We start from the raw sequence: 16,293 nt of genomic DNA on the forward strand, positions 1-16,293 counted from the left end.
CAAGCCGGCTCCTACAGGGGTACGGAGGTTTCCACACGTTACAAATATCAGCGCTTCTGGGTCAGTGCGCGACGCTCGAATTCAACGATGCGCTGACGGTAGTGCTCAATCGTCTGGGCGGTCAATACGCTGCGTTGGTCGTCCTTCAGCTCGCCGTTCAACTCTTGTGACAGTTTACGTGCTGCAGCCACCATCACGTCGAAGGCCTGCTTCGGATGACGCGGGCCTGGCAAGCCGAGGAAGAAGCTCACCGCCGGGGTGCTGAAGTGGTCGATGTCGTCCAGGTCGAAGACGCCAGGCTTGACCGCGTTGGCCATGGAGAACAGCACTTCGCCATTGCCCGCCATGCTTTCGTGACGGTGGAAGATGTCCATTTCGCCGAAACGCAGGCCGCTTTCGAGAATGTTCTGCAGCAGCGCCGGGCCCTTGAAGCCGGCCGGATCGCGGCAGATTACGCTGATGACCAGCACTTCTTCTGCTTGCGGCTGCTCTTTTTCGCTGACCGCAGGCGATGCCTTGGTGTCATCCGGGAAATCGTCGTCACGGCTGCTGAAGCTAGGGCCGCCGTCCAGGTCCAGGCTTAAGTTCATGTCGCCCTGGGAAGGCTCGCCATGGCCACGCTTGCCGCGCTTGGAGCCCGAATCGCGGGCAGGCATGCTCACTGACGGCAGGTCGTGCTCGTCCAGTTGCGGTTCCTTGTGCGTATCCAGGACGCGAGACGGGCCCAACACCTCGGGGCTGGTGTCCTCGTCGGGCAAGTTGGACAGGCTCCGGTCAAGACGGAATTTCAGCTTTCCCTTGCCGCCGCGCATACGGCGCCAGCCATCGAAAAGAATACCGGCAATGACAATAATGCCGATGACGATCAGCCACTCGCGCAGACCGATTTCCATGTAATCCCGTGCCTCTATAAAAAATGCTGAAAAATAAGGGGCTTACATTCTGTAAACCGCTTTAAAACGTGGCGCCAACTCTATGTTCTGACAGGCGTTTTGCCCACGTATACGAAAAATTGACATTAAACTAGCACGACCAAAGGCAACTTTACACCGTCTGGCACGTTGGCCCCGCGATTATGTCGATTGGCCAGCAAGTCGGCATGGCTAATTAGGTCCCACCGCTAAAAAATCCGACCTGAAAGCCATGTTTCAGGCGTCCACCATCGCCATGGCCTCCTCGACATCCACCGCCACCAGACGCGAGCAACCCGGTTCGTGCATCGTCACCCCCATCAGTTGTTCAGCCATTTCCATGGCGATCTTGTTGTGGGTGATATAGATGAACTGCACCGTCTGCGACATCTCCTTGACCAGTCGTGCGTAGCGTCCGACGTTAGCGTCATCCAATGGCGCGTCCACTTCATCGAGCATGCAGAACGGCGCCGGGTTCAGCTTGAAGATCGCAAAAACCAGGGCCAATGCGGTCAGGGCCTTTTCGCCACCTGATAGCAAATGGATGGTGCTGTTCTTCTTTCCAGGCGGCTGCGCCATGATCGTCACCCCTGTATCGAGTAGATCTTCGCCCGTCAGTTCCAAATACGCGCGCCCTCCACCGAAAACTTTTGGGAAAAGTGCCTGTAAACCGCCATTGATCTGATCAAAGGTATCTTTAAAACGGTTTCGGGTTTCCTTGTCGATCTTGCGAATCACGTTCTCGAGCGTATCGAGCGCTTCGACCAGATCGTCGTTCTGGGCGTCCAGATAACGTTTACGCTCCGATTGTTGCTGATACTCATCAATGGCCGCGAGGTTGATCGCGCCCAGTCGCTGGATTCGCGCGGCAATGCGCTCGAGTTCTTCCTCGGCGGCTTTCTCGCAGGCCTCGGCGGTCAGCGTGGCCAGCACGCCGTGCAGGTCGTAGCCGTCTTCGAGCAACTGGTCCTGCAACGCCTTGCGCCGCACGGTCAGGGCTTGCCATTCCATGCGCTGGTTTTCAAGCTGGCCGCGAATCAGTTGGGACTGTTGTTCGGCCTGGTTGCGGCGCTTTTCGGCGTCACGCAGTTCGCGGTCGGCATCTTCCAGGGCGATCTGCGCGGTCTTGAGCTCTTCGTCGACGGTCATGCGCTTGTCGAGCAATTCTTCAAGTTTCAGGCGCAGCTCTTCCAGCGGCGCCTCGCCCTCTTCCAGATTGAGGCTCAGTTGCTCGCGTTTTTCCGTCAGACGCTCGGCCTGCATTTCCAGGCGTTCCAGGGCCTGGCGCGTCGAGTCATGCTGGGCCCGCAGCGAGCCCAGGCGCACCGCCAGTTGATGGGCGTGATCCTTGTGCTGGCGGGCTTCCTGGCGCACCCGGTCAAGCCGTTCGCGCAAGCTGTCGCGTTGCGCCAGCAGCAGCTCGCGCTGCTCGGTGTCCAGGGCCATGGCGTCGAGGGCCTCCTGCAAGTGCAGGCGCGCTTCACCGATCTGTTCATGTTCCAGGGCTCGCTGTTCCGCCAACTCCTGGAGCTCTTCATCGAGGCGCGTGCGCCGCAGGTTCAACTGCTCGGCCTTGGCCTTGCCGGCCGACAGCTGAGCCTTGAGTTCACCTTGCTGGCGCGCTTCGTCCTGCAGTAGGCGGCGCAAATGTTCGCGGCCGTTTTCCTGCTGGCGCTGTTGCGCCCGCAGGTTTTGCAATTCGGTTTCCAAGGCTTCGACGGCCGCTTCACGTTCTTCGCGTTCAAGGCCCAGTTTCTGGATTTCCTGACCACGGGCGAGCATCCCGCTTTCCGCTTCACTGGCGCGGCGCACGCGCAAAAAGTGCCGACCGATCCAATATCCGTCGCGGCTGATCAGGCTCTGGCCCGCTGCCAGCTGCCCACGCAACCCCAGCGCTTGTTCGAGGCTTTCGACGGGTTTGACCTGCCCCAGCCACGGCGACAGATCGATCTGCGCCTCGACTTTATCGAGCAGGCTGCCGGGCACGCGCGCGCCGTCGGTCGCGGGGCTGAGCAAGCGCAGATCGCCTTGAGTAAACCCGGACAAATCGAAATCGTTGAAGTCATCCACCAGCACCGCTTGCAGGTCGGCGCCCAGTACGGTTTCCACCGCCAGCTCCCAACCGGCTTCGACTTTCAGGCCTTCGGCCAGGCGCGGGCGGTCCGCCAAATTCTGCTCGCTCAGCCATTGCGCGGTGCCGGTGCCCGGGTCTAGTGCGGCTTGCTGCAAGGCTTCAAGCGAAGCCAGGCGACCGTTGAGGCGCTGCAGATCGCCCTGGGCCTGTTGCTGCGCCGACAGTGCCTGCTGCAATTGCTGGCGCAGTTGCTCGAGCTTTTCAACCTGAGCTTCTTCACTGGTCTGCAAATCTTCGAGGGTCGCCTCGGATTCAGCGAGCTGCTCGTTGAGCGCCATGATCGCCGCGTCTTCCGGGTCCGCCGACAACAACGCGCGCTCTTCACCCAGGCGCCGGTGCCGTTCGGCCAGGCGCTCCAGGCTGGTTTCCAGCTGCTGGATCCGTGATTGCTGGACTTCCGACTGGCGCCGTGGCTCGGCGGCACTGAGGTTGAACGTGTCCCACTGCTCCTGCCAGCCGTGCATGGTGGTTTCGGATTCCTCCAGCGCAGCGGCAGCCTCTTCGGCGGCGGCGCTGGTGACTTCCTGCTCCGGCGTAAGCATGTCCAGTTCTTCGCCGAGGGTCAGCAACAGTGTGCGGTCGTGCCCCAGGTGCGACTCGGTCTCCAGGCGCGCACGCTCGGCTTCCTTCAAGTCGTCCTGCAATTGGCGCAAGCGCTGCTGGCCGTGCTGGATGCTCTGTTCGACCCGGGCGATGTCGCCGCCGACCGAATAGAAGCGCCCCTGCACCAGATTGAAGCGCTCGGAGAGGTCGTGATGGCCGTCGCGCAAGCGTTCGATGCTGGCATCGGCGTTGCGCTGTTCGGCCACCAGGGCTTCGAAACTGACTTCCTGGGTGCCGATGATCGCTTCGCGCTGGCCGACCTGGTCGTTCAGGTCCTGCCAGCGCAGGGCCGACAGTTGCGCCTTGAGCTGGCGCTCCTCGCCTTTGAATTCCTGGTACTTCTTGGCCGCTTCGGCCTGGCGGTGCAAGCGTTCGAGCTGACGTTCGAGCTCTTCGCGCAGGTCGGTCAGGCGCTCCAGGTTTTCGTGGGTGCGGCGGATGCGGTTTTCGGTTTCGCGCCGACGCTCCTTGTACTTGGAGATCCCCGCCGCCTCTTCAATGAAGTTGCGCAGGTCTTCAGGCTTGGACTCGATCAGCTTGGAGATCATCCCCTGTTCGATGATCGAGTAGCTGCGCGGGCCCAGGCCGGTGCCGAGGAAGATATCGGTGATGTCGCGGCGCCGGCATTTGGTGCCATTGAGGTAATAGGTGGTCTGGCTGTCGCGGGTGACTTTGCGGCGAATGGAAATTTCCGCATAGGCGGCGTATTCACCGAGCAATGTGCCATCGGCGTTATCGAATACCAGTTCGATGCTCGCCTGGCTCACCGGCTTGCGGCTGGTGGAGCCGTTGAAGATGACGTCGGTCATCGACTCGCCGCGCAGGTTCTTCGCCGAACTCTCGCCCATCACCCAGCGCACGGCGTCGATGATGTTCGACTTGCCGCAACCATTGGGCCCAACCACCGCCGCCATGTTGCTGGGAAAGTTCACTGTGGTCGGGTCGACGAAGGACTTGAACCCCGCCAACTTGATGCACTTTAGCCGCACGCTTATGCGTCCGTCAGGGCAGAGATCACCAGATCGCAACTGCGCTGGCCATAAGCGGTCAGCACTTCGCGGATCAGTGGAAAATCACGGGCGATCACTGCAGCAAGCAGACGTTCGAACAGCTCCAGATACTCACTCATCGAGGCCTTGCGTTGCTCCAGGGCGAGAAAATACGCACGGCTCATGGCCGGCTGCAGATTCTCGACGGTTTCCTGCAGGTAAGGATTGTTGGCAAACGAGTACGTGGCACGCATCACGTTGAAACTGTCGTCGACGAAGGCATGGATGTCCTGGCGCTCGTAGCTGGCCGTCAGGCGCTGCTGGATCTGCACGAACGGCGCCAGGTCGGCCTGGACTTTCCAGCCAGTGGCCACGGCGTTGGCGAGCAGGATGTACATCTCGCTCATCAGCGTGCAAAGGCTCTTGACCTTGTGCGCGGTGAGTTCGGTGACGTGGGCGCCACGTCGCGGCAGGATGGCGATCAGGTGCCGGCGCTCGAGAATCAGCAAAGCCTCGCGGACCGAGCCACGACTGACGTCGAGTGCCTGCGTGACCTTCTGTTCCTGGATGCGCTCCCCGGGCTTCATTTCGCCGCGAATGATGCGTTCGGCGAGATGATGCGCGATTTGCTCGGCGAGGCTGTCCGGCGCCTTGAACGTCATGGTTGTCCTTCAAACTCTTCGATTTGTACAAGCGGCGCAGTGTAGCGCAATTGATACGTCATGGCGCAGGGCCCACCCAGTGGTTTTTGGCACGATTCAAGCAAAAAGCAGGCTGTTGATCGAGGGTCAATAATGAAGAAAAGCGACGTTAATCGACAAAATGCATTTTCCTGACCTTTAAGTCAGAAAATCATTGACCGAAAAGTCAGACCTGCTAAATTCGGTTCATGGCGGTTAACAACAATAATGAGTCTGCGAGGCCTTCCGTGATCCAGTTTTTACTCAACCAGGAACTCCGTAGCGAGCACGCCCTGGACCCGAACCTGACCGTGCTCAATTATCTGCGCGACCATGTGGGCAAACCCGGCACCAAAGAAGGCTGCGCCAGTGGTGACTGTGGCGCGTGCACCGTGGTGGTCGGCGAATTGCAGACCGATGATGCGGGCCGCGAACACATTCGCTACCGCAGCCTCAACTCGTGCCTGACGTTCGTTTCGTCCTTGCACGGCAAGCAACTGATCAGCGTCGAAGACCTCAAGCACAAGGGCGAACTGCACAGCGTGCAGAAGGCCATGGTCGAGTGCCACGGCTCGCAATGCGGGTTCTGCACCCCTGGTTTCGTGATGTCGTTGTTTGCCCTGCAAAAGAACAGCGACGCACCGGATCAGCACAAGGCCCACGAAGCCCTGGCCGGCAACCTCTGCCGCTGCACCGGCTATCGGCCGATCCTGGAAGCCGCCGAGCAGTCCTGCTGCGCTAAAAAGCCGGATCAGTTCGATGCCAACGAAGCCCAGACCATTGCCCGGCTCAAAGCCATCGCGCCGACCGATATCGGCGAACTCAACAGCGGCGACAAGCGTTGCCTGGTGCCTTTGACCGTGGCCGACCTGGCCGACCTCTACGACGCTTATCCACAGGCCCGGCTGCTGGCCGGCGGCACTGACCTGGCGCTGGAAGTGACCCAGTTCCACCGCACGTTGCCGGTGATGATCTACGTCGGCAACGTCGCCGAAATGAAGCGCATCGAACGCTTCGACGACCGCCTGGAAATCGGCGCCGCCACCGCCCTCTCCGACTGCTACGAGGCCCTGAAGGCCGAGTACCCGGACTTCGGCGAACTGCTGCAACGCTTCGCCTCCCTGCAGATCCGCAACCAGGGCACTTTGGGCGGCAACATCGGCAACGCCTCGCCCATCGGCGACTCGCCGCCCCTGCTGATTGCCTTGGGCGCGCAAATTGTCCTGTGCAAGGGCGAAACCCGCCGCACCCTGGCCCTGGAGGATTACTTCATCGATTACCGCGTCACGGCGCGCCAGGAAAGCGAGTTCATCGAGAAGATCATCGTGCCTCGCGCCAGCGTCGAACAGCTGTTCCGCGCCTACAAGGTGTCCAAGCGCCTGGACGATGACATTTCGGCCGTGTGCGCGGCATTCAACCTGCGCCTGGAAAACGGTGTGGTCGCCGATGCCCGCGTGGCCTTCGGTGGCATGGCGGCCATTCCGAAACGCGCCAACAGTTGCGAAACCGCGCTGATCGGTTCGCCCTTCAACAGCGCCACCGTTGAACGCGCCTGCGCTGCCCTGGCCGAAGATTTCACACCGCTGTCGGACTTCCGCGCCAGCAAGGAATACCGCCTGCTCAGCGCACAAAACCTGCTGCGCAAATACTTCATCGAACTGCAAACGCCGCACATCGAGACTCGGGTGACCGCTTATGTCTAACCATCACGCCGTAGAGAAGACCCAGGCCGAACTGGCTGAACTGTTCGCCAAGGACCTGACCACCGGTGTCGGCCGCAGCGTCAAGCACGACAGCGCCGCCAAGCATGTGTCCGGTGAAGCGCAGTACATCGATGATCGCCTGGAGTTTCCGAACCAGTTGCACGTGTACGCCCGCATGTCGGACCGTGCCCACGCCCGGATCATCAGCATCGACACCTCGCCGTGCTATGCCTTCGAGGGTGTGCGCATCGCCATTACCCACGAAGACGTACCGGGCTTGAAGGACATTGGCCCGTTGCTGCCGGGCGATCCGCTGCTGGCGATCGACACCGTGCAATTCGTCGGTCAACCCGTGGTGGCCGTTGCCGCCAAAGACCTGGAAACCGCACGCAAGGCGGCGATGGCCGCGATCATCGAATACGAAGACCTGGAACCGGTACTGGACGTGGTCGAAGCCCTGCGCAAGCGCCACTTCGTGCTCGACAGCCACACGCACCAGCGCGGCGATTCGGCGACGGCGCTGGCCACTGCCGAACATCGCATCCAGGGCACGCTGCACATCGGCGGGCAGGAACACTTCTACCTGGAAACCCAGATTTCCTCGGTGATGCCCACCGAAGACGGCGGCATGATCGTCTACTGCTCGACCCAGAACCCCACCGAAGTGCAGAAACTGGTGGCCGAAGTGCTGGACGTTTCGATGAACAAGATCGTGGTCGACATGCGTCGCATGGGTGGCGGTTTTGGCGGCAAGGAAACCCAGGCGGCCAGCCCGGCCTGCCTGTGCGCAGTGATCGCGCACCTCACCGGCCAGCCGACCAAGATGCGCCTGCCCCGTGTCGAAGACATGCTGATGACCGGCAAGCGGCACCCGTTCTATGTCGAATACGACGTGGGCTTCGACAGCACCGGACGCCTGCACGGCATCAACCTGGAACTGGCCGGCAACTGCGGCTGTTCGCCAGACCTGTCGGCGTCGATCGTCGACCGCGCGATGTTCCACTCGGACAACTCGTATTACCTGGGCGACGCGACCGTTAACGGTCATCGCTGCAAGACCAACACCGCCTCGAACACCGCCTACCGTGGGTTCGGCGGCCCGCAAGGCATGGTCGCCATCGAAGAAGTGATGGACGCCATCGCCCGTCACTTGGGGCTGGATCCGCTGGCGGTGCGCAAGGCCAACTACTATGGCAAGACCGAGCGCAACGTCACCCATTACTACCAGACCGTCGAGCACAACATGCTCGAGGAAATGACCGCCGAACTGGAAGCAAGCAGCCAGTACGCCGAGCGCCGCGAAGCGATCCGTCGCTACAACGCCAACAGCCCGATCCTGAAAAAGGGCCTGGCGCTGACCCCGGTGAAATTCGGCATCTCCTTCACCGCCAGCTTCCTCAACCAGGCCGGCGCCCTGGTACACGTCTACACCGACGGCAGCATCCACCTGAACCATGGCGGCACCGAGATGGGCCAGGGCCTGAACACCAAAGTCGCGCAAGTGGTGGCCGAGGTGTTCCAGGTGGAAATGGACCGCGTGCAGATCACCGCGACCAACACTGACAAAGTACCGAACACTTCGCCGACCGCGGCCTCCAGCGGCGCCGACCTGAACGGCAAGGCTGCGCAGAATGCCGCTGAAACCATCAAGAAACGCCTGGTGGAATTTGCCGCGCGGCAATACAAGGTCAGTGAAGAAGACGTGGAGTTCCACAACGGCCACGTGCGGGTTCGCGATCACATCCTGACTTTCGAAGCACTGATCCAGCAGGCGTACTTCGCCCAGGTGTCGCTGTCGAGTACCGGGTTCTACAAGACCCCGAAAATCTACTACGACCGCAGCCAGGCCCGGGGGCGTCCGTTCTATTACTACGCCTTCGGTGCAGCCTGCTGCGAGGTGATCATCGACACCCTGACGGGCGAGTACAAAATGCTGCGCACCGACATCCTCCACGACGTCGGTGCCTCGCTGAACCCGGCCATCGACATCGGCCAGGTCGAAGGCGGTTTCATCCAGGGCATGGGCTGGCTGACCATGGAAGAGCTGGTGTGGAACAACAAGGGCAAGCTGATGACCAACGGCCCGGCCAGCTACAAGATCCCGGCCGTGGCGGACATGCCGCTGGACCTGCGGGTGAAGCTGGTGGAAAACCGCAAGAACCCGGAAGACACGGTGTTCCATTCCAAGGCCGTGGGCGAACCGCCGTTCATGCTCGGCATCGCCGCCTGGTGCGCGATCAAGGACGCCGTGGCGAGCCTGGGCGACTACCGGCATCAACCGAAGATCGACGCGCCGGCGACGCCGGAGCGGGTGTTGTGGGGCTGTGAGCAGATGCGCCAGTTGAAGGCGGCGAAGGCTGTCGAGGCCGATGCCGAGTTGGCTTCGCTCTAAGACCGAGGCGCGGCCTTCGCGAGCAGGCTCGCTCCCACAGGGGAAAGCATTCCAAATGTGGGAGCGAGCCTGCTCGCGAAGAGGCCCGAACAGACAACAGAGATGTTGAGGTGAAACATGTACAACTGGATCGACGCCCTCGCCGACCTGCAAAACCAGGGTGAACCCTGCGTGTTGGTGACCATCATCGAAGAGCTCGGCTCGACGCCGCGCAATGCTGGCTCGAAGATGGTTGTCAGCGCCCACCAGGCCTTCGACACCATCGGTGGCGGACACCTGGAATACAAGGCCATGCAGATCGCCCGCGAAATGCTCGCCAGCGGCAAGCAGGACACCCATCTCGAGCGCTTCAGCCTCGGTGCCAGCCTGGGCCAGTGCTGCGGCGGCGCGACCGTGTTGCTGTTCGAACCGATGGGCCAGGTCCAGGCGCAGATCGCCGTGTTTGGCGCCGGCCACGTCGGTCGCGCGCTGGTACCGCTGCTGGCCAGCCTGCCCTGCCGGGTGCGCTGGATCGACTCGCGGGAAGACGAATTCCCGGAACAGATTCCCCACGGCGTACGCAAGATCGTCAGCGAAGAACCGGTGGATGAAATCGACGACCTGCCCGCCGGCAGCTACTGCATCGTCATGACCCACAACCACCAGCTCGACCTCGAACTCACCGCCGCCATTCTCAAGCGCAACGACTTCGCCTACTTCGGCCTGATCGGCTCGAAAACCAAACGGGTGAAGTTCGAACACCGCCTGCGCGACCGCGGCTTCGACAGCAGTGTCGTGCAACGCATGCGCTGCCCGATGGGCATCGGCGAAGTCAAAGGCAAGCTGCCTGTGGAAATCGCCATCTCCATCGCCGGCGAGATCATCGCCACTTATAACGCCAGTTTCGGCCAACAAACGTCCCGCGCCGAACCGATTGCCAAGTTGCTGCCCGTTTCACGCCGCAGCCAGGCCACCAACTTGAAAGCCTCAAATTGAGAACTGACATGCCCCTGACTCGCAAAGCCTACCGCGCCGCCATTCTGCACAGCATCGCCGACCCCGCCGAAGTCGGGATCGAAGCCTCCTATGAGTATTTCGAGGACGGTTTGCTGGTGATCGAAAACGGCAAGATCAGTGCCCTTGGCCACGCCAGTGAACTGCTGCCAACGCTGCCGGCCGATATCGAGATCACCCATTACCAGGATGCACTGATCACCCCCGGCTTCATCGACACCCACATCCATCTGCCACAAACCGGCATGGTCGGCGCCTACGGCGAGCAACTGCTGGACTGGCTCAACACCTACACCTTCCCCTGTGAAAGCCAGTTCGCCGACAAGGCTCACGCTGACGAAGTGGCGGACATTTTCATCAAGGAACTGCTGCGCAACGGCACCACCACCGCGCTGGTGTTCGGCAGCGTGCATCCGCAATCGGTGAACTCGTTCTTCGAAGCTGCCGAGCAACTGGACCTGCGCATGATCGCCGGCAAGGTGATGATGGACCGCAACGCCCCGGACTACCTGACCGACACCGCCGAATCCAGCTATTTGGACAGCAAGGCGCTGATCGAGCGCTGGCACGGCAAGGGTCGCCTGCACTATGCCGTCACCCCGCGCTTTGCCCCGACCAGCACCCCGGAACAGTTGACCCTGGCCGGCCAGTTGCTGACCGAATACCCGGATCTGTACATGCAGACCCACATCAGCGAAAACCTCAAGGAAATCGAGTGGGTCAAGGAACTGTTCCCGGAGCGCAAAGGCTACCTGGATGTCTACGACCATTACCAGTTGCTCGGCGAGCGCTCGGTCTTCGCCCACGGTGTGCACCTGTGCGATGACGAATGCGCGCGACTGGCAGAAACCGGTTCGGCCATCTCCTTCTGCCCGACTTCGAACTTCTTCCTCGGCAGCGGCCTGTTCAACCTGCCGATGGCCGAGAAGCACAAACTCAACGTCGGCATCGGCACCGATGTAGGCGGCGGCACCAGTTTCTCGCTGCTGCAAACGCTGAACGAGGCCTACAAGGTCATGCAGCTGCAAGGCGCGCGCCTGAGCCCGTTCAAGTCGCTGTACCTGGCCACCCTCGGCGGCGCCCGTGCGCTGCGTCTTGAAGACAAGATCGGCAATCTGCAGCCGGGCACCGACGCCGACTTCCTGGTGCTGGACTACAACGCCACGCCGTTGCTGGGCTATCGCCTGCAGCAGGCCAATAATATTGCCGAGACGTTGTTTGTGTTAATGACCCTGGGGGATGACCGGACGGTGTTGCAGACTTATGCGGCGGGGAATCTGGTGCATCAGCGCTAGGTTTTTCGGGCATGAAAAATCCCCCGCACTCTAAAGTCCGGGGGATTTTTATTGGCTGCCAGAAAGATCAAAGGATCGCAGCCTTCGGCAGCTCCTACATGGAATGCATTCCTCTGTAGGAGCTGTCGAGTGAAACGAGGCTGCGATCTTTCAAAGCTTGGCTGGCGAACGCCCCGGCTTCTTGGTCTGCAGCAAATGCGAGAACACCGCATGCAAATCATCTGACGCACTTTCTTCATCGAGATTGAGCTTGCTGTCGATGTGATCCATGTGATGCATCATCAGGTTCACCGCCAGTTCAGCGTCGCGCTTTTCAATGGCGTCGATCAGTTGGGTGTGTTCGTCGTAGGAGCAGTGGGAACGGTTGCCGCTTTCGTACTGGGCGATGATCAGCGAAGTCTGGGACACCAGGCTGCGCTGGAAGCTGATCAGCGGGGCGTTTTTTGCCGCTTCGGCCAGCTTCAGGTGGAACTCGCCAGACAGGCGGATGCCGGCACCACGATCGCCACGGGAGAAACTGTCGCGCTCGTCGTTGACCATCTGGCGCAATTCGGCAATTTGCTCGGCGGTGGCGTGTTGAACCGCCAGTTCAGTGATCGCACGTTCCACCAGGCGCCGGGCCATGAACACCTGGCGCGCCTCTTCGACACTCGGGCTGGCAACGACAGCACCGCGATTGGGACGCAGCAATACCACGCCTTCATGGGCCAGGCGCGACAGCGCGCGGCGAATGATGGTGCGGCTGACCCCGAAAATTTCCCCCAGCGCTTCTTCGCTCAACTTGGTGCCGGGCGCCAGGCGCTGTTCGAGGATAGCCTCGAAGATATGCGCGTAGACAATATCGTCCTGGGTTCCGCTGCGGCCGGCTTTGCCTGCGCGCGGCTGTTTCTTTAGGGGTTGCAACTGTTCGTTCATGGGCACTCGAGTCGGGAGAACTGCGGCGAATTGACGGTGACTGTAATACGGCACAGTGGGTCGCTGGCAAGTATCGCGTAAAAAACACTGCGATTGTACACAATGGCTGGTGCCAACACGACTGTACGGCTGTTTGTCACTTCCGCTGTATCGCAACGATCCATTACGTTTGAGTTTAGGCTTTAAAGCAGAATTCGCAGCCTGAACAAGGAACAACGCTGTCATGACAGACGCCACGCACACGCAACTGCGCCCCCTGGCCGACACATCGCCATCGGCCATCGTCGCCGGGTTCATCGCCATGATGACTGGCTACACCAGTTCACTGGTGCTGATGTTCCAGGCCGGGCAAGCAGCCGGGCTGACCAGCGGGCAGATTTCCTCGTGGATCTGGGCGATATCCATCGGCATGGCGGTGTGCTCGATCGGCCTGTCGTTGCGCTATCGCACCCCCATCACCATTGCCTGGTCCACCCCGGGCGCGGCTCTGCTGATCACCAGCCTGGGGGGCGTGACCTACGGTGAAGCGATCGGTGCCTATATCACCTGCGCAGTGCTGGTGACCATTTGCGGGCTGACCGGCAGTTTCGAGCGCCTGGTGAAAAAGATTCCGGCGTCCCTGGCGGCGGCTTTGCTGGCGGGGATCCTGTTCAAGATCGGCAGCGAGATTTTCGTCGCGGCCCAGCATCGCACCGCGCTGGTGCTGGGCATGTTCTTTACCTACCTGGTGGTCAAGCGCCTGTCGCCGCGTTATGCAGTATTGGGCGCATTGCTGATCGGCACGGCGTTGTCCGGGGTCATGGGGTTGCTGGACTTCAGCGCGTTCCACCTGGAAGTGGCCACGCCTGTGTGGACCACACCGCATTTCTCCCTGGCCGCGACCATCAGTATCGGCATCCCGTTGTTCGTGGTCGCGATGACTTCGCAAAACATGCCGGGCATCGCCGTGCTGCGCGCCGACGGTTACAACGTGCCGGCCTCGCCGCTGATCACCACCACCGGCATCGCCTCGTTGTTGCTGGCGCCATTCGGTTCCCACGGGATCAACCTGGCTGCCATCAGCGCGGCGATCTGCACCGGGCCACATGCCCATGAGGATCGCAACAAACGCTACACGGCGGCGGTCTGGTGCGGGATTTTCTATGGCATCGCCGGTGTGTTCGGCGCGACGCTGGCAGCGTTGTTTGCCGCTTTGCCCAAGGAGCTGGTGCTGTCGATTGCCGCACTGGCGTTGTTCGGTTCGATCATCAATGGCTTGAGCATCGCCATGAGCGAGGCGAAGGAACGTGAAGCGGCGCTGATTACCTTCATGGTCACGGCATCGGGGCTGACGCTGTTTTCCATCGGTTCGGCGTTCTGGGGAATTGTGGCGGGGGTGGTGACGCTGGTGATTCTGAATTGGAGTAAAAGCTGAAAGATCGCAGCCTTCGGCAGCTCCTACATTGAACGCGTGGCCCTGTAGGAGCTGACGAGTGAAACGAGGCTGCGATCTTTTGATCCAAAAAAAACGGCGACTCAAGGGTCGCCGATTTTTTCAGAACATCAAGCTACCGGATTGATCGGCTTTTCCGGGTACCAGACGTCCAGCAGCGGGCTGACTTCAACACTGGTCAGCTCGGTGCGGCCTTTGAGCCAGGCTTCAACGGCAGCGCGCTGTTCAGCGCTGACCGAGCCACGCTTGATCAGGCAAACCAGACCGTAGTCATCACCGCCGACATAGCCCAGACCGTTGGCTTCCATGGCTTCTTTAAGGAAGGCCTCGAGGAAGGCATCAATGGCTTCTTCGGACAGATCTTCCTTGAAATCCAGGTTCAGTTCGAAACCCAGCTCTTGAAATTCATCGACGCACAATTTTTTGCGCAGACGCTGGGAACGGTTAGTCGCCATTGGAACAATCCTCTTAAGTAATAACGGGCCGCACTTTAGCAGTTTAAGCCGCCAATTGCCCGATTCTCTGGGCCGCGATGCCTACCGTCGGTAAAAAATAGCCGATTGGAGGCCCCACGCACGGCACACGCTGTAGCACCTTGGGGCATAATGCCGACACTTTCATGACTACTGAGGGAATTTATCTTCATGCCCTCGTCTTTTTCCCCCTCGGCTGTAGGGTTTTATTTACATGATCAAATCGTTGCGTCCATTGCTCCTGGCCGGCCTGCTTTTCCCCCTGGCCCTCCCCGTTTCCGCTGATCAGATCAACACCAGCCTGTCGCCCAATGTCGAAAAAGCCCTCAAGGCCAGCAAATTGCAGGACAACGCCCTGTCGCTGGTGATGATTCCGCTCAACGGCCCCGGCACCCCGACCATTTTCAACGCCGACGTCTCGGTCAACCCGGCGTCGACCATGAAGCTGGTCACCACTTACGCGGCCCTGGAAATGCTCGGCCCCAATCACCAGTGGAAAACCGAGTTCTATACCGATGGCACCCTGAGCGGCGGCATCCTCAACGGCAACCTCTACCTCAAGGGTGGCGGTGATCCGAAGCTGAACATGGAAAAACTCTGGCTGCTGATGCGCGACCTGCGCGCCAACGGCGTGACCCAGGTGACCGGCGACCTGGTCCTGGACAAGAACTTCTTCGTGCAACCGCAACTGCCCGAGTTCAACGACGACGGCAACGACGAGAACAAGCCGTTCCTGGTCAAGCCCGATGCGTTGTTGGTCAACCTCAAGGCCCTGCGTTTCGTGGCGCGCAACGATGGCGGCCGGGTGCTGGTCTCCGTGGAACCACCGATTGCCAGCATCCGCATCGAAAACCAGGTCAAGGCGATCAATTCCAAGCAATGCACCGGCGGCGTGCGCTACAACCCGGTGCCCCAGGCCGATGGCAGCGTGACCGTGACCGTCGGTGGCCAGTTGGGTGATGGCTGCAGCTCGCAAACCTACCTGTCATTGCTGGACCACGCGACCTACACGGCCGGTGCCGTGCGCGCGATCTGGAAAGAACTGGGCGGCAGCATCCAGGGTAAGGACGTGCTGGCGGCAACGCCCAAGGGCGCCAAGGTACTGGCCCGGGCCTTCTCGCCGGATCTGGCGGAAATCATCCGCGACATCAACAAATACAGTAACAACACCATGGCCCAGCAGCTGTTCCTGAGCCTGGGCCAGAAGTACCGCACCGACGCCGACGCCGACGACGCCAAGGCCGCCCAGCGCGTGGTGCGCCAGTGGTTGGCGAAGAAAGGCATCACCGCGCCGCACCTGGTGATGGAGAACGGCTCCGGGCTGTCTCGTGCCGAACGTGTCAGTGCCCGGGAAATGGCGTCGATGCTGCAGGCCGCCTGGCGCAGCCCTTATGCCGCCGAGTACATCGCCTCAATGCCGATTGCCGGTACCGACGGCACCATGCGCAAACGCCTGAAGACCACCGCGATGCGCGGTGAAGCCCACGTCAAGACCGGCACCTTGAACACCGTGCGGGCGATCGCCGGCTTCAGCCGCGACATCAACGGCAACACCTGGGCGGTGGTAGCGATTCTCAACGACAAGGCACCGTTTGGCGCATCGTCGGTGCTCGACCAGGTGCTGCTGGACCTGTATCGCCAGCCGAAACTGGCGCAGACCGCTTCGGTGCTCTAACCCCACCTCAATCAACTGTGGGAGCGGGGGGGGGGGGGGAGGGGGGGGGGGGGGGGGGGGGGGGGGGGGGGGGGGGGGGGGGTTGGTGGGGGGGGGTG

General features: G+C 61.0%; 11 protein-coding genes. 6 read left to right on the forward strand and 5 right to left on the reverse strand.

Annotated elements, in window-relative coordinates:
- Nucleotides 1-47: 47 nt before the first annotated feature.
- From zipA to AC3WWR_RS04355, 3 genes are all read right to left on the reverse strand, one after another.
- Nucleotides 48-893, reverse strand: a complete 846-nt coding sequence (gene zipA / locus AC3WWR_RS04345) for a cell division protein ZipA (protein WP_020795924.1) — start codon at nucleotides 891-893, stop codon at nucleotides 48-50.
- Nucleotides 894-1,148: 255 nt separating this feature from the next.
- On the reverse strand, nucleotides 1,149-4,637 hold the full coding sequence (gene smc, locus AC3WWR_RS04350; RefSeq protein ID WP_492598529.1) for a chromosome segregation protein SMC: 3,489 nt from the start codon (nucleotides 4,635-4,637) through the stop codon (nucleotides 1,149-1,151).
- A 2-nt stretch (nucleotides 4,638-4,639) separates the two neighbouring features.
- Nucleotides 4,640-5,299: a GntR family transcriptional regulator gene (locus AC3WWR_RS04355; protein WP_020795922.1), complete on the reverse strand. Its 660-nt coding sequence runs from the start codon at nucleotides 5,297-5,299 to the stop codon at nucleotides 4,640-4,642.
- 266 nt (nucleotides 5,300-5,565) lie between these two features.
- Here AC3WWR_RS04355 and xdhA point away from each other — a divergent pair, with 266 nt between their 5' ends.
- From xdhA to guaD, 4 genes are all read left to right on the forward strand, one after another.
- Entirely contained in the window at nucleotides 5,566-7,020 is a 1,455-nt protein-coding gene (gene xdhA / locus AC3WWR_RS04360; protein WP_020795920.1) for a xanthine dehydrogenase small subunit, read from the forward strand.
- Entirely contained in the window at nucleotides 7,013-9,412 is a 2,400-nt protein-coding gene (gene xdhB, locus AC3WWR_RS04365; protein ID WP_020795919.1) for a xanthine dehydrogenase molybdopterin binding subunit, read from the forward strand. The genes xdhA and xdhB overlap by 8 nt, the downstream gene beginning before the upstream one ends.
- A 117-nt stretch (nucleotides 9,413-9,529) precedes the next feature.
- A complete protein-coding gene (xdhC, locus tag AC3WWR_RS04370; protein ID WP_033045249.1) occupies nucleotides 9,530-10,387 on the forward strand; it encodes a xanthine dehydrogenase accessory protein XdhC in 858 nt (285 codons plus the stop codon).
- Between the two features lie 8 nt (nucleotides 10,388-10,395).
- Complete coding sequence (gene guaD / locus AC3WWR_RS04375; RefSeq protein ID WP_020795917.1) at nucleotides 10,396-11,700, forward strand: guanine deaminase; 1,305 nt, start codon at nucleotides 10,396-10,398, stop codon at nucleotides 11,698-11,700.
- A gap of 150 nt (nucleotides 11,701-11,850) precedes the next feature.
- Here the strand turns inward: guaD and AC3WWR_RS04380 are convergent, their stop codons facing one another.
- On the reverse strand, nucleotides 11,851-12,615 hold the full coding sequence (locus AC3WWR_RS04380) for a GntR family transcriptional regulator (protein ID WP_020795916.1): 765 nt from the start codon (nucleotides 12,613-12,615) through the stop codon (nucleotides 11,851-11,853).
- A 223-nt stretch (nucleotides 12,616-12,838) separates the two neighbouring features.
- On the opposite strand from AC3WWR_RS04380, the gene AC3WWR_RS04385 reads away from it, so the two are divergent.
- On the forward strand, nucleotides 12,839-14,029 hold the full coding sequence (locus AC3WWR_RS04385; RefSeq protein WP_033045248.1) for a benzoate/H(+) symporter BenE family transporter: 1,191 nt from the start codon (nucleotides 12,839-12,841) through the stop codon (nucleotides 14,027-14,029).
- A 128-nt stretch (nucleotides 14,030-14,157) separates the two neighbouring features.
- Here the strand turns inward: AC3WWR_RS04385 and AC3WWR_RS04390 are convergent, their stop codons facing one another.
- The gene (locus tag AC3WWR_RS04390; RefSeq protein WP_008056407.1) at nucleotides 14,158-14,502 is read right to left on the reverse strand and encodes a YggL family protein; all 345 of its coding nucleotides are present in this window, start codon (nucleotides 14,500-14,502) and stop codon (nucleotides 14,158-14,160) included.
- A gap of 232 nt (nucleotides 14,503-14,734) precedes the next feature.
- On the opposite strand from AC3WWR_RS04390, the gene dacB reads away from it, so the two are divergent.
- On the forward strand, nucleotides 14,735-16,195 hold the full coding sequence (dacB, locus tag AC3WWR_RS04395) for a D-alanyl-D-alanine carboxypeptidase/D-alanyl-D-alanine endopeptidase (protein ID WP_020795914.1): 1,461 nt from the start codon (nucleotides 14,735-14,737) through the stop codon (nucleotides 16,193-16,195).
- Nucleotides 16,196-16,293: the final 98 nt, after the last annotated feature.

Source organism: Pseudomonas sp. EB271-G4-1 (assembly GCF_058791355.1).